A 23,045-nucleotide genomic window follows, 5' to 3' on the forward strand; every position below is an offset into this window, starting at 1 on the left:
GGCCACCGCCCGCCGCTTCCTGGAGGAGGGCGCCCGCGTCNCCGCCGTCATCACCGCCGCCGCCGGGGCCGGCATCGGCGGGGCCACCGCCCGCCGCTTCCTGGAGGAGGGCGCCCGCGTCGTCATCAGCGACGCCCACGCCCGCCGGCTGAAGGAGACCGAGGACGCGCTCACCGCCGAGTTCGGGGCCGGCCGCGTCACCTCGCTGCCCTGCGACGTCACCGACGAGGACCAGGTCCGGGCCCTGTTCTCGCTCGCCGAACAGACCCACGGCCGGCTCGACGTCGTCGTCAACAACGCCGGACTCGGCGGCACCGCGGCCCTCGTCGACATGACCGACGACCAGTGGACCCGCGTCCTCGACGTCACCCTGAACGGCACCTTCCGCTGCACCCGCGCGGCCCTGCGCTCCTTCAGGGCCTCCGGCACGGGCGGAGTCGTCGTCAACAACGCCTCCGTCGTCGGCTGGCGCGCCCAGACCGGTCAGGCCCACTACGCCGCCGCCAAGGCCGGGGTCATGGCGCTGACCCGCTGCGCGGCCCTGGAGGCCGCGGAGTTCGGCGTACGCGTCAACGCGGTCGCCCCCAGCCTGGCCATGCACCCGCACCTGGTGAAGGTCACCAGCGAGGAGCTCCTCGCCGAACTCACCGCCCGCGAGGCCTTCGGCCGGTACGCCGAGCCCTGGGAGGTCGCCAACGTCATCGTCTTCCTGGCCAGCGGCTATTCGTCGTACATGACGGGCGAGACGGTGTCCGTCAGCAGCCAGCACCCGTAGCCCGACAATGGACGCGTGCCCACGAACAAGCCCGCAGCCCAGCCCCCAGCCCGGTCGGCAGTCCCCTCGGCAGCCCGGTCGGCAGCCAAGAAGAAGCCGCAGGTGACGCCCTCGCCCGAGCGGCGCCGTGAACTCCTCGACACCGCCGCCGAAGTCTTCGCCGCCCAGGGCTACGACGCCACCACCGTCCGCAAGATCGCCGACGCCGCCGGGATGCTCGCCGGCAGCCTCTACTACCACTTCGATTCCAAGGAATCGATGCTCGACGAGATCCTCTCCGCCTTCCTGGCCGAGCTGTGGGACGGCTACGACGCCGTCCTCGCCGCCGGACTCGGCCCCAGGGAGACCATCGAGGCCCTCGTCACCGAGTCCTTCCGCGAGATCGACCGGCACCGCGCCGCCGTCGCGATCTACCAGAAGGAAGCCCGCACCCTCTCCGCCCAGCCCCGCTTCCACTACCTGTCCGACTCGCAGGTGAAGTTCGAGAAGGCCTGGCTGGGGACGCTGGAACGCGGGGTCGCCGCCGAGGTCTTCCGCGCCGACCTCGACATCCGCCTCACCTACCGCTTCGTGCGCGACACGGTGTGGGTGGCGGCCTCCTGGTACCGGCCGGGCGGACAGCACAGCCCCGACGAGATCGCCCGCCAGTACCTGTCGATGGTCCTGGACGGAATCGCCCTGCGCCCCACCTGACAGACCCGACGTCCGAGGAGTCCCGATGCCCGAGGCCTACATAGTCGACGCCGTACGCACCCCCGTGGGACGGCGCGGAGGCGGCCTGTCCGCCGTCCACCCGGCCGACCTCGGCGCCCACGTCCTGAAGGAACTGGTGGCACGGTCCGGGGTGGACCCGGCCGCCGTGGAGGACGTGGTCCTCGGCTGCCTCGACACCGTCGGACCGCAGGCCGGGGACATCGCCCGCACCGCGTGGCTCGCCGCCGGCCTGCCCGAGGAGGTCCCCGGCGTCACCGTCGACCGCCAGTGCGGCTCCTCCCAGCAGGCCGTGCACTTCGCCGCGCAGGGCGTGCTCTCCGGCACCCAGGACCTCGTGGTCGCCGGCGGCACCCAGAACATGTCGATGATCCCGATCGCCTTCGCCTCACGGCAGGCGGCCGAACCCCTCGGCCTCACCGAGGGCCCCTACGCGGGCTCCGCCGGCTGGCGCGCCCGGTACGGCGACGCCCCCGTCAACCAGTTCCACGGCGCCCAGCTCATCGCGCGGAAGTGGGGGATCTCGCGCCGCGACATGGAGGAGTACGCGCTCCGCTCCCACCGGCGGGCCGTGCGCGCCGCCGACGAGGGCCGCTTCGACCGCGAGATCGTGGCCCACGGCGACGTCACCGCGGACGAGGGCCCGCGCCGGGACACCACGCCGGAGAAGATGGCGGCCCTGAAACCGGTCGTCGAGGGCGGCACCATCACCGCCGCGGTCTCCTCCCAGGTCTCCGACGGCGCGGCGGCCATGCTGATCGCCTCCGAGCGGGCGGTGCGTGAACACGGCCTGCGGCCGCGGGCCCGCATCCACCACCTGTCGGTCCGCGGCGAGGACCCCATCCGCATGCTGTCCGCGCCCATCCCGGCGACGGCGTACGCGCTGAAGAAGGCCGGCATGACCCTCGCCGACATCGACCTGGTGGAGATCAACGAGGCCTTCGCGCCGGTCGTGCTGGCCTGGCTGAAGGAGACCGGGGCCGACCCGGAACGCGTCAACGTCAACGGCGGCGCCATCGCGCTCGGCCACCCGCTGGGTGCCACCGGGGTCCGGCTGATGACCACCCTCCTGCACGAACTGGAGCGTACCGGCGGCCGGTTCGGCCTCCAGACGATGTGCGAGGGCGGCGGCCAGGCCAACGTGACGATCATCGAACGCCTGTAGCCGCCGGCCGGCCGCCCCCGCGGCGGATGTCAGGAGGCGGGCAGCAGGGCGAACCCGAGGAGGACCGCGGCGTCGACGCGCACCGAGCCCGGCGAGAGCGTGCCGTCGTGCTCGTGGTCCGCGCGCCCGGAACTGCGGCCGTGGCCGCCGACCGACTCGGGGTTCACGTCCTCGATGTGGATCACCGTCCCCAGCTCGATCCCGCAGGCCTCCGCGTACACCTCGGCCTTGCGGCGGGCGGCCTCGACCGCGCGGGCCCGCGCCTCGTCGCGCATCGCGGGCTTGTCCCGGACCTCGAAGCGGACGTCGTCGACCCGGTTCGCACCCGCCGTGACGGCGTCCTCGATCAGCAGCTCGAGCCGGTCGAGCGCCTCCGTCTGCACCGTGTACTTCGCCTCGCAGCTGTAGCCGAGGAAGGTCCGCTCCGCGCCGTACCCGCTGTACTGCGAGGTCAGCCGGAGCCGGGAGCCGGAGACGTCCGCGTCCGGTATCCCGTGCTCCCGCAGGGTCTCCCGCAGCCGGGCCACCGCCGCCCCCGCCTCGGCGAAGGCCACCTTCGGTGTCGGGGCGAGGAGGTCGACCGCGAGGTCCACGAAGGCGAGACTGGGTTCGGCGGACACGCTGCCCGCGCCGAGCACACTGAGCCCCCAGGGCTCTCTGATCGCTGCCATCCCATGATCAAACCAGGCGGAGGGGCCCACCACCAGGGACTTCCGATACCACGGTGGGCGGAGGTCACACCTGCCCGCCCACACCTCGGCACGGAGGTGTGCTAGCTTAGGGAGCGTTGCAGTTGTGGTACCCATGAACTTTATGTGCGCCTGACGGGAATGTTCCTCAGGCGCTTTTATTGTTTTTTTGCCGGAATCTCCGGATGGGGCCCTTTGCCGCCTATTCAGGAGATTTAAAATGGCACTTGGCACCGTGAAGTGGTTCAACTCGGAAAAGGGCTTCGGCTTCATCGAGCAGGACGGCGGCGGCCCGGACGTCTTCGCCCACTACTCGAACATCGCCACCCAGGGCTTCCGTGAGCTCACCGAGGGCCAGCGCGTGTCCTTCGACGTGACGCAGGGCCAGAAGGGCCCCCAGGCGGAGAACATCCTCCCCGCCTAATTCCTTCAGCATGCCGGGGTCCGCACCGAGAGGTGCGGGCCCCGGCTTGTCTGCTGTCTCGACTTTTGTTTTACCTGCCGGTTTCAGGAGGGCTTTCTCGCATGACCAGCTCCAGCTCCGCACGACCCAGCCGCCGCCCCAACCGGGGACGAGGAGCGGCCCAGGGACGTCCGAAGGCTGGCGCGGGACGGCAGAAGTCCGCCCCGCCCGCCCCCCGCCCGCAGGAATTCACCATGCCCGAGCCGGCCGTCCCGGCACTGCCGCCGGTCGCCGCGTTCGAGGACATGGACATGCCCGAGGCGCTGCTGAAGACCCTCGCGGCCCAGGGCGTCACCGAGCCGTTCCCGATCCAGGCCGCGACCCTGCCGAACTCGCTGGCCGGCCGTGACCTCCTCGGCCGCGGCCGCACCGGCTCCGGCAAGACGCTGGCCTTCGGCCTGGCGCTGCTGGCCCGCACCGCCGGCCGCCGCGCGCAGCCGAAGGCGCCGCTCGCGATGGTCCTCGTACCGACCCGCGAGCTCGCACAGCAGGTGACCGACTCGCTGAGCCCGTACGCCACGGCCGTCAACCTGCGCATCGCCACCGTCGTCGGCGGCATGTCGATCAACCGGCAGTCCGGCGCGCTGCGCCGCGGGGCCGAGGTGCTCGTCGCCACCCCCGGCCGTCTGAAGGACCTCATCGACCGCGGTGACGCGGACCTCTCGCAGGTGTCGATCACCGTCCTCGACGAGGCCGACCAGATGACCGACATGGGCTTCATGCCGCAGGTCACCGCGCTGCTCAAGCAGGTCGAGGCGGGCGGCCAGACCATGCTGTTCTCGGCGACCCTCGACAAGAACATCGACAAGCTCGTCAAGATGTTCCTGAGCGACCCGGTCGGCCACTCCGTCGACCCGTCGGCCGGTGCGGTCACCACCATGGAGCACCACGTCCTGTACGTCATGGACGAGACCGACAAGAAGGCCGTGGCGACGCGCATAGCCGCCCGCGACGGCCGGGTGATCATGTTCGTGGACACCAAGCGCGGCGTGGACCGCATGGTCAAGAAGCTCCTGGCGGAGGGCGTGCGCGCCTCCGGCCTGCACGGCGGCCGCTCGCAGCCGCAGCGCAACCGCACCCTGGACTGGTTCAAGACGGGCGAGGTCACCGCGCTGATCGCCACCAACGTGGCGGCCCGCGGCATCCACATCGACGACCTCGACCTCGTCGTCAACGTGGACCCGCCGACCGACCACAAGGACTACCTGCACCGCGGCGGCCGTACCGCCCGCGCGGGTGAATCCGGCAGCGTGGTCACGCTGGTGCTGCCCGACCAGAAGCGGGACATGACGCGGCTGATGTCAGACGCCGGGATCTCCCCGCGCACCGCGCAGATCAAGTCCTCCGACGAGGAGCTGGCCCGGCTCACCGGCGCCAAGGAGCCCTCGGGCGTCCCGGTGGTGCTGGAGGTGCCGCAGCAGCCCGTGCCGAAGGCGCGCAGCGGCTCCGGTTCGGGCTCCGGCTCGCGCCGCCGCTCGGGCGGCCCGCGTACCGGCTCCGCCACGGGCGGCGCCCCGGCGGCCGGCGGCGGCCGCAGCCGTCGTTCCGGCGGCGGCTCCGGGCAGGCCCCGGCGGCCTCCGGCGCGGGCCAGGCCCGCCGCGGCGGCCAGGGCGGTCAGGGCGGCTCGGCCGGCGGCTCCGGCGAGCGCGGCCGACGCGGTACGGGCGGCGGCGGCGCCGCGGCGGCCTCCGCGCGCAGCCGGGTCGGCACCGGCGGACAGGGCCGCCGCCGCACGGTCTGACCGGAACCCCACGGCGTACGACGACGGGCAGTGCTTCGCGCACTGCCCGTCGTCGTATCCGCTACCGGACCAGCCTGCTCTGCAGCTTCGCCAGCGTCCGCAGGTCCAGGCCGAGGCCCTGCGTCAGGTAGCCGTAGAAGCTGCCGTAATCGGCCTCCATCTGCGCCGTCGCCGAGTCCAGGTAGTCCTGGCGGACCTCCTGGAGCGGGATCAGCAGGTCCGGGTTCTGCATCCGGCCCGACTGCTTCAGACCCGCCCGCACCCTGGCGTCGTAGGCGGCACGGAAGGTGTTCGACGCCAGGTAGTCGCCCTCGGCGCTCTCCTCGGGCACGGCGAGGGCCCGCAGCAGCACGTAACTCACCCACCCGGTCCGGTCCTTGCCGGACGTGCAGTGGTACAGGACCGGCCCCTGCCGGCCGTCCGCGAGGTCCCGCAGGGTCGCCGCGAACTGCGCCCGGTTCTCGGGGCTCGTCACGAACGTGCGGTAGATGTCGCGCATGTAGGCCTCGGCGCGGCCGCCACCGAGCATCTGCTCCTGGGTGACGGGGTCCCCGCTGCCGATCGCCGCGACGAGCGTCCCGTAGAGGCCGAGGTCGCTGACCGGGCGTGCGGTGGGGGAGAGCCCGGCGGGCAGCCGGTCGGCGCCGTCGTACTGGACCTCCATCGGGATGCGGAAGTCGATGACCTTGGTGAGGCCGAGACCGGAGACGGTGGTGACGTCGGCGTCGGTCAGCTTGCCCAGTGCGTCGGAGCGGTAGACGAGTCCCTGGCGGACCTGGCCGCCGGTCCAGGTGCGGTAACCGCCGAGGTCGCGGACGTTGACGGCGCCCTGGAGGACGATCTGGCGAATCGATTCGGACTGCTGCTGGTGCCGGGAGACGACCCCGGCTGCGGGCGCCGCCGCCGCGTGCGCGGCGGTCGGCAGTGCGGCGGTCGGCAGGGCGGCGAGGGCGAAGGCGGCGACGGCCGCCGCGGCCCCTCTGCGGATTCTGACACGGCTCATGGGAGCGGCTCCTGTGACGGAGAAGGGGATCACCCTGGTGGTGGCAGGGTGCCGGGCGCGTGCGCTCCGTGCGGCCCGTGGAGACGGTCCAGCACGCAGTGGGCCTCGGCCATGACGCGGGAGACGAGCTCCGCACAGGACGGAAGATCGTCGATCACCCCCGCAACCTGGCCCGATGCCATGACGCCGAGGTCCGTACGGCCCTCGACCATGGACGCCTTGAGGAGCATGGGAGTGTTCGCGGCCAGCAGGACCTGGCTCCAGGACAGGTCCTTGCCGTGTTTCATCGCCAGGCCGTCGCGGACCATCTGCGGCCAGCCCAGGCCGGACAGCTTCCGGAAGCCCGCCGCGTGCCGGACCGCCCGGACCAGCGCCCGGGCCCGCCCGGCCCGCTCCAGGGAGTCGACCAGCTCCGTACGGAGCATGCGGTGCGGGAGCCCGTCGACGGCCGTGGTGACGGTGACGTCCCGGACCGTCGCCCTCAGGTATTCGGCCTTCACCGCGTCCGGCACGGTCGAGTCCGAGGTCAGCAGGAACCGCGTGCCCATCGCGATGCCCGCCGCCCCGTACGCCAGGGCCGCGACCAGACCGCGGCCGTCGGCGAAGCCGCCCGCCGCGACCACCGGGATGTCCACGGCGTCCACAACCTGCGGCAGCAGCACGGTGGTGGCCACGTCACCGGTGTGGCCGCCGCCCTCGCCGCCCTGCACGATCACCGCGTCGGCGCCCCAGGCCGCCACCTTCTCGGCGTGCCGCCGGGCCCCGACCGACGGGATGACGACCACGCCCGCGTCCTTCAGCCGGGCGACCAGCTCCCGGGAGGGCGCGAGCGCGAAGGAGGCGACCTTCACCCCCTCGTCGATGATCAGCCGGACGCGCTCGGGCGCGTCCCCGGCGTCCGCGCGCAGGTTGACCCCGAAGGGGGTCCCCTCCGGGACGCGGGAGCGGACCTCGCGGACCGCCGACCGCAGCTGGTCCGTGGTCATCGTCGCCGAGGCCAGGATGCCCAGGGCGCCGGCGCGCGCCGCGGCCGACACCAGACGGGGCCCGGCGACCCAGCCCATGCCCGTCTGCACGAGGGGGTGCTCGACCCCGACCAGCTTCGTGAACGCCGTCTCCACCGGATCAGCCCCGCACTTCCCGGTCGCGCAGCCCCCTCGGATCGATGACCTCGCGGATCAGCCGCAGTTCGTACGCGGTCGGCTCCCGCGTGTACGGGACCTCCTCGGGCAGCGCCAGCTCGAAGCCCGTCGCCGACCGGACCTCCTCGACGGTGACCCCCGGGTGCACGGAGGCCAGCCGCATCGCGTTCCCGGGGCCGGCGAAGTCGAGGACGGCGAGGTCGCTGACCACCCGGGGCAGCCGGTGGAAGCGGGTCACCCCGGCCTCGGCGGCCCGGTCGTAGCCCACCCCGCTGACCATGTCGACACGCTCGACGAAGACCCGGGTCGAATGCCTGGGGATCCAGTAACTCACCGGATTGTTCACGGTGTTGACGGGTGCGCCGCGCACCCCGAGCAGCTGCCGGGTCGGCCGCTCCCAGTCCCCGATACAGGAGATGTTCTGATTGCCGAACCGGTCGATCTGGCTCGCGCCCATCATCACGTGCCGCCTGCCGCCGGTGACCATGGTCAGGTGCCGCCGGTAGGGCAGCCAGCCCTCGGGCGTGCCGTCCAGCCCGACGAGCGTGGCCTCGCCGTCCGTCAGCAGCAGGTCGGGGGAGAAGGTCCGCTTCGCGAGCCGGGCCCCGAAGGAGGGGATCAGGCCCATCGGGCTGGCGAGCACCTCGCCGTCGCCCCGCCAGGCCTCGGCGCACGCGACCACGCAGTACTCGGCACGGGTGGGGCCGGTGTTGCCGGTGCCGGTGCCGGTGCCGGTGCCCGTGCCGGTGCCGGTGCCGGTGCCGGTGCCGCTGCCGGTGTCTCCGGTGCCCGTCGTCGGGGTCACTGCTGCTCCTCGTGCCAGGTCCGGACGGCCGACTGGTAGTCGTGCTCGGTCGCCCCGGACAGGAAGCGGGCCGAGAACTCGGGCCAGGGGGTGCTCGCGTAGAGCTTCTGGAATGCCTCGTCGCGGCCGTAGTCGGGGGCGCAGGAGGTGAAGTGCGCGCCGTTCGGGGTCTCCACCACCCCGGTGACGGAGTGCCGGCTGACCAGGAGGGACTGCGGCGGGCCGCCCTTGGCGAGCTCGGCGGTCTCCACGAGCTGCTCGCAGGAGACATAGGCGGCGTCGGCGGCCTCGCAGAACAGGTCGTCGAAGTACGGGTCCGGGCCCAGGTACTGGGCGTTGCCGAGGCGGTCGGCGCGGTTGAGGTGGACCAGGGCGGCGTCCATCCGCAGGGCGGGGACGGCGACGAGCTTCTCGCCGTCGCCGTAGGGCGAGGTCACCGTGCGCAGTTCCGGGTTGACCCGCATCACGTCCGAGCCCAGGCCGGCACGGACGGGGAGGAAGGGCAGCCGGTTGGCGGCGGCGTGCAGACCCCACATGAACATGGCCTCGTCGTACTCGGTGAGGGCGAAGGCGGCGCGTTCCCGGGCGGCCCGGAAGTGCGGCTCCAGGGCGATGGAGTCGAGGGTGGCGAAGGGGGCGACGAGCCGGCGGACACGGCCCGCGGCGGCCAGCAGGCCGACATCGGGGCCGCCGTACGAGATCACGGTGAGATCGGTGATCTCGGACCGGAGCAGCGCTCTGACCAGCGCCATCGGCTTGCGCCGGGACCCCCAGCCGCCGATCCCCAGAGTCATCCCGCTGCGCAGCTGCCCGACCACCTCGTCGACGGTCATGGACTTGTCGCTCATGCGCGCTCTTCCTTCCCGAAGGTGTCACGGACCCGGTCGGCGACCCCGCTGAGGTTGGCCTCGAAGGTGAAGCCCTGCTCGAAGCGGTAGCTGCGGCGCACGTCCACGGGGTCGATGCCGTTGATGGCAGCCTTCGCCAGCCGGATCAGATACCCGTCCTTCTGCGCGATCTCGGCGGCCAGCTCCAGGGCGGCGCCGCGCAGCGCTCCGGGCGGGACCACCTGCCAGACCGAGCCGTGGGCGTGCAGTTCGGCGGCGGTCGCGGTGCGCGAGGTGTAGTAGAGGGCGCGCATTAGGTGCTGGGGGACCAGCCGGGCCAGGTGGGTGGCGGCGCCCAGCGCGCCGCGGTCGAGCTCGGGCAGGCCGAAGACGGCGTCCTCGGAGGCGACGATCGCGTCGGCGTTGCCGGCCAGGCCGATCCCGCCGCCCAGGCAGAAGCCGTTCACGGCCGCGACGACGGGTACCTCGCACTCGTAGACGGCGGCGAACGCCTCGTAGCAGCCCCGGTTGGCGCCGATGAGGGCCGCGTGGCCGGTGTCCCGCTGCATCTCCTTGATGTCGACGCCCGCGTTGAAGCCGCGGCCCTCGGCGGCGAGGACCACGCACCGGACCTCGGGGTCGCGGCCCGCGGCCCGCAGGGTGTCGGCGAGGTCGTACCAGCCCTGCACGGGCAGCGCGTTGACGGGCGGGAAGTCGACCGTGACCAGTGCGACGCCCTTGTCCGGGCGGGAGGTGGAGACACCCATGAGAGGATCAGCTACCTTTCCACCAAACATTTGTTAGGTGAGGAAGGTAGCAGCCGATGGAGCTCGACGGGAGGGTTGTCGTCGTCACCGGCGGAACCAGGGGCGTCGGCGCCGGGATCGCCCGGTCGTTCCTCGCGGCCGGCGCGGAGGTCGTCGTGTGTGCCCGCCGGCCCCCGGACGAACCGGTCTCGGCGGACGGCCGCGAGGCGTCCTTCACCGCGCTCGACCTGCGCGACACCGGCGCCGTACGGGACTTCTTCGACGCGGTCGCCGGCCGGTACGGACGGCTCGACTGCCTGGTCAACAACGCGGGCGGGACCCCGTACCGGCTGCTCGGCGAGGGCGGCGCCGAACGCCACGCACGGGTCGTCGAGCTCAACCTGCTTGCCCCGATGACGGCCTCACTGGCGGCCCACCCCTGGCTCAGACGGACCCGCGGCTCGGTCGTGATGATCGGCAGCGTCAGCGGGACCCGCCCTTCACCGGGGACGGCGGCCTACGGGGCGGCCAAGGCCGGGCTGGAGAACCTCGCCCGGTCCATGGCCGTCGAATGGGCGCCCGAGGTACGGGTGAACTCGCTGATCCTCGGCATGGTGCGGACCGAACTCGCGCACCTGCACTACGGGGACGAGGCCGGGATCGAAGCGGTCGGGGCGACCGTCCCGCTGGGGCGGCTCGCCGAACCGGCCGACGTGGGTGACGTGGCGGTCTTCCTCGCCTCCGACCGGGCGCGGTACGTGAGCGGAGCCGGCCTGCTGGTGCACGGCGGCGGGGAGCGGCCGGCGTTCCTGGATGCGGCAACTGTCAACAAGGAGAGCTGAGATGGCGGGACTGTGCGAGGGCCGGGTCGTGATCGTGACGGGCGCGGGGCGGGGGCTGGGCAGGGCCCACGCGCTGGCCTTCGCCGCGGAAGGCGCGAAGGTCGTCGTCAACGACCTCGGCGTGGGACTGGACGGGCTGCCCGGACCGGAGAGCCCGGCGGCGCGGGTGGTCCGCGAGATCGAGGCGCGCGGCGGCGAAGCCGTCGTGCACGGCGGGGACATCGCGACCCAGCGGGGCGCGGACTCCCTGGTGGAGGCCGCCCTCGACGCCTACGGGCGCCTCGACACGCTGGTCAACAACGCCGGCTTCCTGCGCGACCGGATGCTGGTGAACCTGGACGAGGACGACTGGGATGCGGTCGTAAGGGTCCACCTGAAGGGGCACTTCCTGCCCCTGCGGTCGGCGGCCGCATGGTGGCGTACGGAGGCGAAGGCGGGCCGCGCCGTGGCCGCCCGGGTGGTCAACACCTCCTCCGGGGCGGGGCTGCTGGGCTCCGTCGGACAGGGCAACTACAGCGCGGCGAAGGCGGGCATCCTCGGCCTGACCCTGGTCGCGGCGGCCGAGATGGGCCCGTACGGGGTCCAGGTCAACGCGATCGCCCCGGCCGCGCGGACCCGCATGACCGAACGGACCTTCGCGCAGACCATGGCCGCCCCCGAAGACGGCGGCTTCGACGCCATGGCCCCCGGGAACGTCTCACCGCTCGTGGTCTGGCTCGGCGCGGACGCCTCGGCCGGGGTCACCGGGCGGGTCTTCGAGACCGAGGGCGGCCGGATCACCGTGATGGAGGGCTGGCGGCCGGGCCCCACCGCCGACCACGGTGCCCGCCGGACCCCGGCCGAGGCGGGCGAAACGGCGGTCGAACTCCTGGCCGAGGCACAGGCCCCACTGCCGGTGTACGGGGCGCGCTAGGGGGTGTCCGGTGCCCATGGGGCCTCCCCGGGCCCGCAGGGCCGAGGGGAAGCATCGCAGGGCGGAGGGGCGCCCGTGTACCGGACGTACTCGTCGCGCCCCGGCAACGCGGCGAGGTGCGGTGCCGGGCGACGCGGGCCAGGCGGGACCTCGACGACAGGGCACAGGGGCGGCGCGGCGTCCGGAGCGCGGCGGGCCCCGCCCTGCGGTGCACCCCTGGGCCCGACGGCCCGGCAGCGCCAGGGCGCCGCCCGCCGCCGGAGCCGCCCGCGAAGGCCGGAAACGGAAGCGGGCCCGGCCCCCTGGCGAGGGGTCGGGTCCGAGTCTTCGTCGGTGCGTTGAGGTATGACTACCCGCTGGGTCCACCCGCTGAACCGCAGTCAGGCCATCATGTTGTGCGGACGGCCTGCGCGCAGGCCGTCCGCACAGGCCGTGAACGAGGGGAACGGGTGGTTCCCCGTGCGTCAGGAGAGCTTGCCGTCGTAGTCCGGGAGCTTGACCGTCCGCTCCGCGTGACCGCCGACCAGGTCGGTCGGGCTGTTCCCGATGTTGGCGATGATCGTGTAGCCGCGCGCCTCGATCTCCGCGCGCTTGGCCGTCTTGTACTTGCTGACCTCCTCGAAGAGGTCGGGCAGATCGCGGACGTAGAGCCCCGACACCGGGTAGCCGACGGCCTTGAGGTTGTACTCGGTGAGGGAGTGGATGATCCCGGGGCGGGCCGTGACGAAGAAGACGGCGACGCCGCGCGCGTGGGCGTACTGGGTCAGCGCGCGGACCTTGGCGATCGCGGGGGTCGGGTAGGTCCAGAACCAGTGGAAGTCCGTCTCCAGCGAGGTGTTGTCGATGTCGAGGACGAGGGCGGGCTTCTCGCCGGCGGGCGAGTTCGCGATGCGCTGCTCGATGGCGGGGCGGGCCGCGTCGACGATGGCGGCCACCTCGCGCTGCCAGGTGGCGTAGTCGATGCCGAGTATCGCCGCGTTCCCGCCCGGCGCGGACGTGCTCGCCGCGGCGGTGACGGGCGCGGCTGCGGCGACGGGGGCCGCCTGGGCGGCGGTGGCCGGAACGAGCGTCAGGACGGCGGCCGCAGCGGCCACCCCGACGGCGGCGGTACGGGTCGTTCGGGTACGGCGGAAAATGAGCATGTGGGGGCGCTCCTCGGACACGAATTGGCAGGGACGTGACCAGAGTTGGCGAGAACCGCACCCGTGTCTACTGGCCGGTAGGAAACTTTTTGCGACCGACCGGTGAATGATCAAGCCATATGCGTGCGGACCGGGACACCCGCTACGTGTCGCAGTCCAGCACCGTGCCGCACAGGCCGCACCGCGCCCGCAGCCGTCCGCCCGCCGGCACCCGCACCCACTGCGCGCACACCGGGCACGGGAAAGCGACCCGCAGCCCCGGGCCGGAGGCCTCGGGCTCGAAGCGGTACGCCGCACCGGCCGGGGCGGCCCCGCCGCGCCGCGCCCTCGCGTACCGCCGCCGCGCCAGCGGGCCGGCCGCGGCGAGCGGCGCCCGCCGGTGGTCCCGGGCCGCCGGCGCGCTCCCGCGCACGTAGGCCTCGTACGCCTGGGGACTGGTGAACCAGGCGGACGGGTCCTCGCCGAACAGCGCGGCCCGCTTGGCCAGGACGTAGCCGAACTCCTCCGGCGTCAGGTAGCCGAACCTCTGGTGGGTGAGCGCGTCCTCCCGGTAGGCGTCCAGGAGCAGCCAGCCCACCCCCAGGTAGGCGGCGGCGGTGTCGGTGAGGATCTCGTTCTCCGCCGGATCGGGGAAGGCCAGATCCAGCCGGTGCAGCAGCACATGGGTGATCTCGTGCGACAGCGCCGCCGCCAGGTCCCGCCGGTGGGTGCGGAACCGGTCGTTGACCTCGATGAAGTACTCCGGACCCGCGGCCAGTTCCACCACGGCTGCCTCCTCCATCGGCCGGAACGCGACCACCGTGCGCACATCGGGCAGCCGCAGCGCGCGCACGACCGCCGAGGCGACCCGCTGCGCTCCCAGGTGCAGGTCGTCGGAGGCGTCGAAGGCCGCGTCGGCAGGGGAGAGGCTCGTGGCGTAGGCGCGGACCCCGTCGGCCGACATGCGCCGGAACAGCGCGGTGATCGATGCGCGCACGGTCGCCAGGTGCGGAAATCCGTGCTCGATGGCCCCGCCCCGCCCGCCGTTCTTCTCCATCCGGTGCCCCTTTACCGCAATACCTGTCGCTCCGGCGGGAGTTGGCCGAAACTGCCTTCTTGTTGGCCGCCATCCTCCTGATGTGTCATGGACCCGTCATTCCCCGATGACGCGCACGGCCCAACCCCCCACGAAAGGCAGTGTGTTGACTGTGACCAGCCTTGTGCGATTCATGAAGCGCACCCTCGCCGTCGGCGCCGTCGCCCTCGCGGCCGTCAGCCTCCAGCCCGGCACCGCCACCGCCGGCACCGCCCCCGTCGTCGGCGGCACCCGAGCCGCCCAGGGCGAGTTCCCCTTCATGGTGCGCCTCTCCATGGGCTGCGGCGGCGCCCTCTACACCCAGCAGATCGTCCTCACCGCCGCCCACTGCGTCAGCGGCTCCGGCAACAACACCTCCATCACCGCCACCGCCGGAGTCGTCGACCTCAACAGCACCAGCGCCATCAAGGTCAAATCCACCAAGGTCCTGCGCGCCCCCGGCTACAACGGCACCGGCAAGGACTGGGCCCTGATCAAGCTCGCCAAGCCCATCAACCTGCCCACCCTCAAGATCGCCGAGACCAAGGCCTACGACAACGGCACCTTCACCGTCGCCGGCTGGGGCGCCACCCGCGAAGGCGGCGGCCAGCAGCGCTACCTCATGAAGGCCACCGTCCCCTTCGTCTCCGACGCCGACTGCAACGCCGCCTACAGCGACCTCGTCCCCGGCGAGGAAATCTGCGCCGGCTACCTCGACCAGGGCGGCGTCGACACCTGCCAGGGCGACTCCGGCGGCCCCATGTTCCGCCGCGACAACGCCGGAGCCTGGATCCAGGTCGGCATCGTCAGCTGGGGCATCGGCTGCGCCCGCCCCGACTACCCGGGCGTCTACACCGAGGTCTCCACCTTCGCCGCCCAGATCAAGAGCGCCGCGGCGACCCTGTAGTCCCCCCACCGCCTCGTCCTTCCGGCCGGCCGCGAACCGGCCGGAAGGACGAGGCGCACCCGCGTCCGCCCCCGTCACGCGGACCCACGTACCGCAGGACCGGCACACCGCCGCCCAGGCCTCGCGACACCCACCCGACGGCCCGACCCTCCCCGACATCCGCATGCCGAAGCTCGACAGCCTCGACGTCACCCGCCGCCCCTCCGCAAGCAACCGGCCACGCATCGTCATCGTCACCACCTCCGACCTCGACGAATACGTCCACGCAGCGCTCCGCGGCACAGCGTCCGGCTTCTTCCTGAAGGACGCGAGCCCGGCCATGCAGGTTGAGGCGTAGGCGACGGGCCGGCCGGTTCGTCCTCGAAGCCCGGCCTGGAGGTCCGCCTCGCAGACGACGCCGGCCGACCAGCCCGGCTCTCCGAGAACGCCCGCGGCGGCCACGGCCTCGCCGGCACCGCCGAGCACGCCCAGGCCCTCGGCGGCCTCCCCACCGCCGGCCCCCGCCCCGGAGACGGCCGCCGTCCTCCCCCTGACCCGACCCCGTCTCACAGGCCGACTACCCCCGCGACCTGCGGGCCGGCGCCACGTATTCTCGACAACCATGAACATCAGCGACCTCGACAACGGCACGGGCGACGGCCACGACGCCACCCCCGACGGCATCGACGACAACGTCACCGCCGAACTCGCCCGCCTGCGCGACAGCATCGACAACATCGACGCCGCCGTCGTCCACATGCTCGCCGAACGCTTCAAATGCACCCAGCAGGTCGGCCACCTCAAGGCCCGCCACCAGCTGCCCCCCGCCGACCCCGGCCGCGAGGCCAGCCAGATCGCCCGGCTCCGCCAGCTCGCCGAGAACGCCAAGCTCGACCCCGCCTTCGCCGAGAAGCTCCTCAACTTCATCATCGCCGAGGTCATCCGCCACCACGAGACGATCGCCGCCGGCGAAGAGCAGTAGCCGGGGCTCCGGCCGCCCACTGCGGCAGCATGGCCCCATGTCCGCACTGAAGCGCAACGAAGCGCAGCTCCGAGCCCAGCTCCTCGACGTCCACCACTACGCCGTCACCCTCGACCTCACCGGCGACGACGACACCTTCGACTCCACCACCGTCATCCGGTTCACCGCCCGCACCACCGGCGACACCTTCGTGGAGCTGAAGCCGGACGTACTGCGCTCCGCGACCCTCGACGGCAACCCCCTCGACCCGGCCGCCCTCGAAGACAACCGGCTGCCGCTCACCGGCCTCACCCAGGGCCCCCACGAGCTGCACCTCGACACCCGCATGCGCTACTCCCGCACCGGCGAGGGCCTGCACCGCTTCACCGACCCCGCGGACGGCCAGACGTACGTCTACAGCCAGATGTTCCTCGACGACGTCCAAAGGGTCTTCCCCGCCTTCGACCAGCCCGACCTCAAGGCCGTCTTCGAGTTCACCGTCACCGCCCCCGCACACTGGACCGTCCTCGCCAACGGCATCACCACCCGCCTCGCCGACCGCCCCGCCACCGGCGACACCACCGCCGCCGGCATCTGGCAGTCCGCCCCCACCCCCGTCATCTCCACCTACCTCGCCGCCGTCGCCGCAGGCCCCTGGCACAGCGTGACCACCCAGCACGCCGGACTGCCCTTCGGCATCCACTGCCGCCAGTCCCTCGCACCCCACATGGACGCCGACGCCGACGAGATCCTCTCCATCACCAAGGCCTGCTTCGACCGCTACCAGGTCAAATTCACCGAGCCCTACCCCTTCGACTCCTACGACCAGGCCTTCGTCCCCGAATTCAACGCCGGCGCCATGGAGAACCCCGGCCTCGTCACCTTCCGCGACGAATTCATCTACCGCTCCGCCGTCACCGACACCGAACGCCAGTCCCGCGCCATGGTCATCGCCCACGAAATGGCCCACATGTGGTTCGGCGACCTCGTCACCCTCGCCTGGTTCGACGACATCTGGCTCAACGAGTCCTTCGCCGAATACATGGGCTACCAGACCCTCACCGAAGCCACCCGCTTCACCGACACCTGGACCGACTTCGGCGTCACCCGCAAGCCCTGGGGCTACGACGCCGACCAGCGCCCCTCCACCCATCCCGTCGCCCCCGACGACGTCCCCGACACCGCCTCCGCCCTCCTCAACTTCGACGGCATCTCCTACGCCAAGGGCGCCTCCGCCCTGCGCCAGCTCGTCGCCTGGCTCGGCGAGAAGGACTTCCTCGCCGGCATCAACACCCACTTCGCCCGCCACAAGTTCGCCAACGCCTCCCTCGCCGACTTCATCGACTCCCTCGCGGCCCACACCGAACGCGACGTCCGCGGCTGGGCCGACGCATGGCTGCGCACCACCGGCACCGACACCCTCACCCCCCGCATCGAGGCCCCCGAGGGCACCAACGGCTGGACCCTCACCGTCGACCGCACCGGCAGCCGCCCCCACCACATCGCCGTCGGCGTCTACGACCGCGACCCCGTCGACGGCCGCATCCTGGAACTGCGCGAACTCCTCGACCTCGACGTCCCCACCGACGAGATCATCTCGGCCGGCGGCGAACGCCCCGCACTGCTCCTCCTCAACGACGCCGACCTCACCTACGCCAAGATCCGCCTCGACGAAACCTCCCTCGAAACGGTCCTGCGCGGCCTCTCCGGCATCCCCGAGGCCCTCACCCGCGCCGTCGTCTGGAACTGCCTGCGCGACATGGTCCGCGACGGCGAACTCGACCCGCACGACTACCTGACCACCGCCGAGGCCCACCTCCCCGAGGAACACGACCTCGCCATCGTCCAAGGCGTCCTCACCTTCGCCCGCACCGAGGTCGCCGTCCGCTACGTCGCCCCCGAGGACCGCACCGCCGCACTCGGCACCCTCACCACCATCGCCCGCGACCTGCTCCGCCGCACCGAGGACGGCTCCGAACCCGGCATGCGGCTCACCGCCGTACGCACCCTCGTGGGCAGCGCCACCCAGCCCGACACCATCGCCGCCTGGCTCGCCGACGACACCGTCCCCGGCGGCCCCGCCCTCGACCCCGAACTGCGCTGGCGCATCCTCGGCCGCCTCGCCGTCCTCGGCGCCGTCGGCGACAACGAGATCGACGCCGCCCTCGCCGCCGACCCCAGCGCCACCGGCGAGGAAGGCGCCGCCCGCTGCCGCGCCGCCCTCCCCACCCCCGAGGCCAAGGCCGCCGCCTGGGACCGCCTCTTCCACGACGACACCCTGTCCAACTACCTCTTCAGCGCCACCGCCCAGGGCTTCTGGCAGCCCGAACAGGCCGACCTCACCGCCGAGTACGTCACCCGCTTCTACCCCGACGCCATCGCCCTCGGCGCCCGCCGCGGACCCGCCATCGGCGAGGCCGCGGGCCGCTACGCCTTCCCGGCGTACGCCGTCGACGAAGCCAACCTCAAGGCGGGCCGCGCCGCCCTCACCGACCCGGACCTCATCCCGCTCCTGCGCCGCAAGCTCGTGGACCAACTGGACGACCTGTCCCGAGCCCTGCGCGTCCGAGGCTGACCCTCACCCTGCGGGACCCCCTGCGGGGGGCTCGGCGGAACGGGGGGCCGGGGCCGGTGCCGGTCCGGGGCGCCACCCCGACCCCGGCACCGGCACCCCGCCTCCGGCAACGCCGACCCCGGCAGGGCCGCCCCCGGACCGGCAACCCGGCACCGGCACTCCGCCTGAGGCAGGGCTGACCCCGGCACCGGCACCCCGGCACCGGCACCGGCAATCCGGCACGGGCGACGCCGCCGCCCGCACCGGCCCCCCGCCTGCGGCAAGGCCGGCACCGGCCCCCCGCCTGCGGCAAGGCCGGCACCGGCCCCCCGCCTGCGGCAAGGCCGGCACCGGACCGGCAACCCGGCACCGGCACTCCGCCTGAGGCAGGGCTGACCCCGGGTGCGGCAAGGCCGACCCCGGCGCCCCGGCTGCGGCAAGGCCGGCACCGGCGCCCCGGCAACCCTGCGGCCGCTCAACCGCCCCGCCCACCCCGCCGCCGAGTGGGACAAACCCCGGCGGTTACCCCATTCGGGTCTGATCGTTGTACTGGTCGGGTGTCCCGCGCCGCACGGCACCCCGCCAGCCCCCGGAGGTCCCGTTGACAGCGCCGCACGGCAACCCGCTCGCCGGCGGAGCCACCGGCCCGCACGCCCTGCGCCCCCTCCTCGACACCGTCCTCGACGCCCTCCGCACCGGCGCGCAGGACCGTTCCGGCCGCCCCCTCCCCGCCGGCGGCCCCGCCACCGTCACCGCCCGCGTCCGCACCGCACTCGGCGACGTACTGCCCGACCACGGAACCGGCGACCACGAAGCCCTCCGCACCCTCGTCCACACCCTCGCCGCCGGCGCCGCAGACCCCGCCCACCCCCACTGCGCCGCCCACCTGCACTGCCCACCCCTCGCCGTCGCCGTCGCCGCCGACCTCGCCGCCGCCGCCCTCAACCCCTCCCTCGACTCCTGGGACCAGGCCCCCGCCGCCTCCGCCATCGAAGCCCTCCTCACCCGCGCCCTCGCCGCCGAGTTCCACGACACCCCCCACCCCGACGCCCTCATCACCACCGGCGGCACCGAAGCCAACCAACTCGCCCTGCTCCTCGCCCGCGAACGCCACGGCCCCCACCTCACCGTCCTGCACGGAGCCAACGCCCACCACTCCATCCCCCGCGCCGCCTGGCTCCTCGGCCTCCCCCCGGCCACCGAACTCCCCCCCCCCACCGGCCTCCTCGACCCCGCCACCCTCGCCGACGCCCTCGCCACCACCCCCGGCCCCACCCTCGTCACCGCCACCGCCGGCACCACCGACGCAGGCCTCATCGACCCCCTCCCCGCCATCGCCGACCTCTGCGACCAGCACGGCGCCGACCTCCACATCGACGCCGCATACGGCGGCCTCCTCGCCCTCAGCCCCCACCACCGGCACAAACTCACCGGACTCGGCCGCGCCCACTCCCTCACCATCGACCTGCACAAACTCGGCTGGCAGCCCGTCGCCGCAGGACTCCTCACCGTCCCCGACACCGCCCTCCTCGCCCCCCTCGCCCACCAGGCCGACTACCTCAACGCCACCGACGACACCGAAGCCGGACTCCCCGACCTCCTCGGCCGCTCCCTGCGCACCACCCGCCGCCCCGACGCCCTCAAGATCGCCACCACCCTCCGCTCACTCGGCCGCGACGGCCTTACCCACCTCATCGACCACACCTGCCACCTCGCACACCACCTCGCCCGACTCCTCGACGCCCACCCCCGCTTCGAACTCCACGCCCCACCCACCATCACCACCGTCCTCTTCCGGCCCACCCACGCCACCGACGACGACATCGCCACCCTGCGCCGCACCCTCCTCCACCAAGGCCGCGCCGTCCTCGGCCGCACCCACGCCGACGGCCGCCTCTGGCTCAAAGCCACCCTGCTCAACCCGCACACCACGGCGGGAGACCTGGACACCCTCATCGCCCTCCTGGAAGGCAGCACCCACCGATGACCGCCCAGCTCGATGCACCCCACGACCTCGTCGGAATCGGCATCGGACCGTCCAACCTGTCCCTCGCCGCCCTCGCCCACGGCCTCCCCCACCAAGGAGCCGGCGAACTCGCCACCGCCTTCTACGAGCAGCGCCGCGACTTCCGCTGGCACCCCGGCCTCCTCATCGACGGCACCACCCTCCAAGTCCCCTTCCTCGCCGACCTCGTCACCCTCGCCGACCCCGCCAGCCCCTGGAGCTTCCTCAGCTACCTCAAGCACAAGGAGCGGCTCTACCCCTTCTACTTCGCCGAGCAGTTCCACATCCACCGCGCCGAATACGACGCCTACTGCCGCTGGGTCGCCGGCCGCGTCCCCGGACTCCACTTCGGCCACCAGGTCGACGCCGTCCGCTGGAACCCCGAACGCGACCTCTTCGAAGTCGACTTCACCCAACTCGACCCCACCGGCGAAGCCGAAGCCCTCGGCCGCACCTACACCCGCAACCTCGCCCTCGGCATCGGCACCGCACCCCACATCCCCGAACCCCTGCGCCCCCTCGCCGAAGCCCCCACCGTTCCCGTCATCCACTCCGCCGACTACCTCGACAACCGCCAACGCATCATCGGCGCCGACCACGTCACCGTCATCGGCTCCGGCCAGTCCGGCGCTGAAGTCTTCCTTGACCTCCTCCGCGCCCGCCCCGCCGGCCGCGAACGCCTCACCTGGCTCGCCAGAACTCCCTCCTTCGCCCCCATGGAGTACTCAAAACTCGGCCTCGAACACTTCACCCCCGACTACACCCGCTACTTCCACTCCCTCCCCGAACCCGTACGCGACCACCTCGTCCCCGCCCAATGGCAACTCCACAAAGGCATCGACACCGCCACCATCGCCGCCATCCACGACGAGCTCTACCGCCGCACCCTCCACGGCGGCTGGCCCGACGCCGTCCTCACCCCCGGAGTCACCGTCCGCACCGCCGGACGCGTCGCCACCACCAAAGTCGAACTCCACCTCGAACACACCGAACAAGGCGCCCGCTCCCGCCTCACCACCGACGCCGTCGTCCTCGCCACCGGCTACCGCGAACGCCCCCTCACCCGCCTCCTCGCAGGCCTCGACCCCTACCTGCGCAAGGACTCCGCCGGCCGCCCCCGCATCGACGACCGCTACCGGATGATCCTCGACCCCTCCGTCACCGGCAGCATCTTCGTCCAGAACGGCGAACGCCACACCCACGGCGTCGGCGCCCCCGACCTCGGCCTCGCCGCCTGGCGCAGCGCCGCCATCCTCAACACCCTCACCGGCAAAGAGCCCTACCCCCAGCCCCCGCGCACCGCCTTCACCACCTTCGGCCTCGAACAGCCCGAGCACACCCGCCCCCGCCCCGCGGGCGAACTCCTCCCGCTCGTCGAGCACCCGTAGCAGGTGTCCTGTCGATCAGGCCGGACCGACAGGACACCCCCGGGCCCGATCCGGCGGCCCCCTCGGCCCACCACACCTGACCTGCGGCTATCGTCGCCGTCATGCAGCGAACCAGTGCCGACGGGGTCACCGTCCTGTGGGAGGCCGCCCCGGCCCCCGGCCCCCTCACCGCGGTCCTCTCCTTCGGCAGCGGGCTGCGGGACGAAACCGCCCCCACCCTCGGCGCCGCCCACCTCCTCGAAGCCCTCGTGACGACACACCTCGGCCGGCGGCCCCACGAGTTCACCAGCTCCGTCGAGGAGGAAGCGACCCACTTCGTGGCCAAGGGCACCCCCGAACAGGTCACCGGCTTCCTCCACACCGTCTGCAGCGCCCTCGGCGACCTGCCGACCCGGTACACGGAGCACGCCACCCGCCTCCTCGGCCTCCACCCGCCCCGCACCTGCGACCAGCGCGGCGCCGAGCCCCTCAGCGCCCGCTACGGACCCCACGGCCTCGGCCTCGTCCTGCACCACGACCCGGACATGTACACCCGGCTCACCCCCGACGCCGTCCGCGCCCATGCCGCCGCCCACTTCACCCGCGGCAACGCCGTCCTCGCCCTCGACGGCCCGCCGCCCGCCGGACTCGCCCTCCCGCTGCCCGACGGCCCCCGCCCCGACCGCCCCGCCCCCCGCCAGCGCGCCGGCGTACCCGGAACCTGGCAGCACCGCCTGGTCGACACCGTCTCCCTCCTGCTGACCTCACGCGCGCACGAACCCGCCGCCGTCGCCGCCTGCCACGTCCTGGCCCGGCGCGTCGAACACCTCACCCATGACACCCGTGGCATATCCGACGGCGTCACCCTCCACCGGTTCCTCCGCGACCGGCTGACCCTCGACCGCGTCCTCGTCCTGCGGCCCGTCGAAGGCCACGCCGAAGAAGCCGCCGACCTCCTCTGGAACGAAGCCCTGGACCTCGCCCGGCGGGGCCCCACCCGCCAGGAACTCGACGCCTTCACCGAGCACGCACGCGACGAACTCCACTGCCACGACGGACGCTGCGGCCACGACCGCTGGATGTCCCTCCAACGCGCCGTCGAAAGCGAACACTTCGGCATCCCCTACCACGACCGGGCCACCCTCCTCGCGCAGCACGCCGCCGTCACCCCGCAGGACGTCGCCGACCACCTGCAACGCGCCCTCACCGACGCCGTCCTCGTCGTACCGCCCCAGGTCTTCCCCCGGCCCGCC

The 23,045-nt window shown here is 73.0% G+C and carries 21 protein-coding genes and 1 pseudogene; 14 read left to right on the forward strand and 8 right to left on the reverse strand.

Annotation, left to right across the window (positions count from 1 at the left end; all coding sequences use genetic code 11):
- Window positions 1-41: 41 nt before the first annotated feature.
- The 3 genes and pseudogenes from AAT21_RS04380 to AAT21_RS04390 form a co-directional block, all read left to right on the forward strand.
- Window positions 42-775, forward strand: a pseudogene (locus tag AAT21_RS04380) (SDR family oxidoreductase); the annotation flags it as partial.
- Between the two features lie 102 nt (window positions 776-877).
- Window positions 878-1,468, forward strand: coding sequence for a TetR/AcrR family transcriptional regulator (locus tag AAT21_RS04385; RefSeq protein ID WP_046775316.1), 591 nt, complete (start codon window positions 878-880; stop codon window positions 1,466-1,468).
- Between the two features lie 25 nt (window positions 1,469-1,493).
- Complete coding sequence (locus AAT21_RS04390) at window positions 1,494-2,651, forward strand: acetyl-CoA C-acetyltransferase (protein WP_046775317.1); 1,158 nt, start codon at window positions 1,494-1,496, stop codon at window positions 2,649-2,651.
- A gap of 29 nt (window positions 2,652-2,680) precedes the next feature.
- Here AAT21_RS04390 and AAT21_RS04395 read toward each other — a convergent pair whose 3' ends face one another.
- Window positions 2,681-3,322 (reverse strand): SIMPL domain-containing protein, encoded by a 642-nt coding sequence (locus AAT21_RS04395; RefSeq protein ID WP_046775318.1) that lies wholly within the window; start codon window positions 3,320-3,322, stop codon window positions 2,681-2,683.
- A gap of 238 nt (window positions 3,323-3,560) precedes the next feature.
- Between AAT21_RS04395 and AAT21_RS04400 the strand changes: the two genes are divergently transcribed.
- Together AAT21_RS04400 and AAT21_RS04405 are read left to right on the forward strand one after the other, a co-directional pair.
- Complete coding sequence (locus AAT21_RS04400; RefSeq protein ID WP_008743912.1) at window positions 3,561-3,764, forward strand: cold-shock protein; 204 nt, start codon at window positions 3,561-3,563, stop codon at window positions 3,762-3,764.
- A gap of 101 nt (window positions 3,765-3,865) precedes the next feature.
- On the forward strand, window positions 3,866-5,545 hold the full coding sequence (locus AAT21_RS04405; RefSeq protein WP_046775319.1) for a DEAD/DEAH box helicase: 1,680 nt from the start codon (window positions 3,866-3,868) through the stop codon (window positions 5,543-5,545).
- Between the two features lie 61 nt (window positions 5,546-5,606).
- Here AAT21_RS04405 and AAT21_RS04410 read toward each other — a convergent pair whose 3' ends face one another.
- The 5 genes from AAT21_RS04410 to AAT21_RS04430 all read right to left on the reverse strand — a co-directional run bounded on the left by AAT21_RS04410 (window position 5,607) and on the right by AAT21_RS04430 (window position 10,089).
- A complete protein-coding gene (locus AAT21_RS04410) occupies window positions 5,607-6,548 on the reverse strand; it encodes a tyrosine-protein phosphatase (protein ID WP_046775320.1) in 942 nt (313 codons plus the stop codon).
- 29 nt (window positions 6,549-6,577) lie between these two features.
- Complete coding sequence (locus tag AAT21_RS04415; protein ID WP_046775321.1) at window positions 6,578-7,669, reverse strand: NAD(P)H-dependent flavin oxidoreductase; 1,092 nt, start codon at window positions 7,667-7,669, stop codon at window positions 6,578-6,580.
- Between the two features lie 4 nt (window positions 7,670-7,673).
- Window positions 7,674-8,372, reverse strand: coding sequence for a CoA-transferase subunit beta (locus AAT21_RS04420; RefSeq protein ID WP_046775604.1), 699 nt, complete (start codon window positions 8,370-8,372; stop codon window positions 7,674-7,676).
- A 119-nt stretch (window positions 8,373-8,491) separates the two neighbouring features.
- Entirely contained in the window at window positions 8,492-9,343 is an 852-nt protein-coding gene (locus tag AAT21_RS04425; protein ID WP_046775322.1) for a CoA transferase subunit A, read from the reverse strand.
- Window positions 9,340-10,089: an enoyl-CoA hydratase family protein gene (locus tag AAT21_RS04430; protein WP_046775323.1), complete on the reverse strand. Its 750-nt coding sequence runs from the start codon at window positions 10,087-10,089 to the stop codon at window positions 9,340-9,342. Before AAT21_RS04430 ends, AAT21_RS04425 begins: the two co-directional genes overlap by 4 nt.
- A 56-nt stretch (window positions 10,090-10,145) precedes the next feature.
- Between AAT21_RS04430 and AAT21_RS04435 the strand changes: the two genes are divergently transcribed.
- Together AAT21_RS04435 and AAT21_RS04440 are read left to right on the forward strand one after the other, a co-directional pair.
- Entirely contained in the window at window positions 10,146-10,910 is a 765-nt protein-coding gene (locus tag AAT21_RS04435) for an SDR family oxidoreductase (protein ID WP_046775324.1), read from the forward strand.
- Between the two features lies 1 nt (window position 10,911).
- Window positions 10,912-11,823: an SDR family oxidoreductase gene (locus AAT21_RS04440; RefSeq protein WP_046775325.1), complete on the forward strand. Its 912-nt coding sequence runs from the start codon at window positions 10,912-10,914 to the stop codon at window positions 11,821-11,823.
- Between the two features lie 464 nt (window positions 11,824-12,287).
- On the opposite strand, the gene AAT21_RS04445 is transcribed toward AAT21_RS04440, so the two are convergent.
- Both AAT21_RS04445 and AAT21_RS04450 read right to left on the reverse strand, forming a co-directional pair.
- Window positions 12,288-12,965: an HAD family acid phosphatase gene (locus AAT21_RS04445; RefSeq protein WP_046775326.1), complete on the reverse strand. Its 678-nt coding sequence runs from the start codon at window positions 12,963-12,965 to the stop codon at window positions 12,288-12,290.
- A 142-nt stretch (window positions 12,966-13,107) separates the two neighbouring features.
- Complete coding sequence (locus AAT21_RS04450) at window positions 13,108-14,001, reverse strand: zinc ribbon domain-containing protein (RefSeq protein WP_046775327.1); 894 nt, start codon at window positions 13,999-14,001, stop codon at window positions 13,108-13,110.
- Between the two features lie 172 nt (window positions 14,002-14,173).
- Here AAT21_RS04450 and AAT21_RS04455 point away from each other — a divergent pair, with 172 nt between their 5' ends.
- From AAT21_RS04455 to AAT21_RS38295, 7 genes are all read left to right on the forward strand, one after another.
- Window positions 14,174-14,926 carry a S1 family peptidase gene (locus AAT21_RS04455; RefSeq protein ID WP_030963933.1) on the forward strand — a complete coding sequence of 251 codons (753 nt, stop codon included), beginning with the start codon at window positions 14,174-14,176 and terminating at the stop codon, window positions 14,924-14,926.
- A gap of 163 nt (window positions 14,927-15,089) precedes the next feature.
- Window positions 15,090-15,263, forward strand: a complete 174-nt coding sequence (locus AAT21_RS35140) for a response regulator (RefSeq protein ID WP_107081193.1) — start codon at window positions 15,090-15,092, stop codon at window positions 15,261-15,263.
- Window positions 15,264-15,527: 264 nt separating this feature from the next.
- The gene (locus AAT21_RS04465; protein WP_046775605.1) at window positions 15,528-15,887 is read left to right on the forward strand and encodes a chorismate mutase; all 360 of its coding nucleotides are present in this window, start codon (window positions 15,528-15,530) and stop codon (window positions 15,885-15,887) included.
- A 37-nt stretch (window positions 15,888-15,924) separates the two neighbouring features.
- A complete protein-coding gene (gene pepN, locus AAT21_RS04470; protein WP_046775329.1) occupies window positions 15,925-18,441 on the forward strand; it encodes an aminopeptidase N in 2,517 nt (838 codons plus the stop codon).
- A 580-nt stretch (window positions 18,442-19,021) separates the two neighbouring features.
- Entirely contained in the window at window positions 19,022-20,407 is a 1,386-nt protein-coding gene (locus tag AAT21_RS04475) for a pyridoxal phosphate-dependent decarboxylase family protein (RefSeq protein WP_046775330.1), read from the forward strand.
- Window positions 20,404-21,813, forward strand: a complete 1,410-nt coding sequence (locus AAT21_RS04480; protein ID WP_046775331.1) for a lysine N(6)-hydroxylase/L-ornithine N(5)-oxygenase family protein — start codon at window positions 20,404-20,406, stop codon at window positions 21,811-21,813. The genes AAT21_RS04475 and AAT21_RS04480 overlap by 4 nt, the downstream gene beginning before the upstream one ends.
- A gap of 101 nt (window positions 21,814-21,914) precedes the next feature.
- The coding region (locus AAT21_RS38295; protein ID WP_459543212.1) for a peptidase M16 family protein at window positions 21,915-23,045 on the forward strand (1,131 nt) is incomplete at its 3' end.

It is taken from the genome of Streptomyces yangpuensis (genome assembly GCF_001005295.1).
In the GTDB taxonomy this organism is placed as follows: Bacteria; Actinomycetota; Actinomycetes; order Streptomycetales; family Streptomycetaceae; genus Streptomyces; species Streptomyces yangpuensis.

Bases quoted from the DNA above. Each gene is read 5' to 3' on its own strand.
- AAT21_RS04445 (WP_046775326.1), bottom strand. From the start codon at position 12,965: ATGCTCATTTTCCGCCGTACCCGAACGACCCGTACCGCCGCCGTCGGG.
- AAT21_RS04480 (WP_046775331.1), top strand. From the start codon at position 20,404: ATGACCGCCCAGCTCGATGCACCCCACGACCTCGTCGGAATCGGCATC.
- AAT21_RS04465 (WP_046775605.1), top strand. From the start codon at position 15,528: ATGAACATCAGCGACCTCGACAACGGCACGGGCGACGGCCACGACGCC.
- AAT21_RS04400 (WP_008743912.1), top strand. From the start codon at position 3,561: ATGGCACTTGGCACCGTGAAGTGGTTCAACTCGGAAAAGGGCTTCGGC.
- AAT21_RS04410 (WP_046775320.1), bottom strand. From the start codon at position 6,548: ATGAGCCGTGTCAGAATCCGCAGAGGGGCCGCGGCGGCCGTCGCCGCC.
- AAT21_RS04450 (WP_046775327.1), bottom strand. From the start codon at position 14,001: ATGGAGAAGAACGGCGGGCGGGGCGGGGCCATCGAGCACGGATTTCCG.
- AAT21_RS04430 (WP_046775323.1), bottom strand. From the start codon at position 10,089: ATGGGTGTCTCCACCTCCCGCCCGGACAAGGGCGTCGCACTGGTCACG.
- AAT21_RS04425 (WP_046775322.1), bottom strand. From the start codon at position 9,343: ATGAGCGACAAGTCCATGACCGTCGACGAGGTGGTCGGGCAGCTGCGC.
- AAT21_RS35140 (WP_107081193.1), top strand. From the start codon at position 15,090: ATGCCGAAGCTCGACAGCCTCGACGTCACCCGCCGCCCCTCCGCAAGC.
- AAT21_RS04435 (WP_046775324.1), top strand. From the start codon at position 10,146: ATGGAGCTCGACGGGAGGGTTGTCGTCGTCACCGGCGGAACCAGGGGC.
- AAT21_RS04390 (WP_046775317.1), top strand. From the start codon at position 1,494: ATGCCCGAGGCCTACATAGTCGACGCCGTACGCACCCCCGTGGGACGG.
- AAT21_RS04440 (WP_046775325.1), top strand. From the start codon at position 10,912: ATGGCGGGACTGTGCGAGGGCCGGGTCGTGATCGTGACGGGCGCGGGG.
- pepN (WP_046775329.1), top strand. From the start codon at position 15,925: ATGTCCGCACTGAAGCGCAACGAAGCGCAGCTCCGAGCCCAGCTCCTC.
- AAT21_RS04395 (WP_046775318.1), bottom strand. From the start codon at position 3,322: ATGGCAGCGATCAGAGAGCCCTGGGGGCTCAGTGTGCTCGGCGCGGGC.
- AAT21_RS04405 (WP_046775319.1), top strand. From the start codon at position 3,866: ATGACCAGCTCCAGCTCCGCACGACCCAGCCGCCGCCCCAACCGGGGA.
- AAT21_RS04455 (WP_030963933.1), top strand. From the start codon at position 14,174: ATGAAGCGCACCCTCGCCGTCGGCGCCGTCGCCCTCGCGGCCGTCAGC.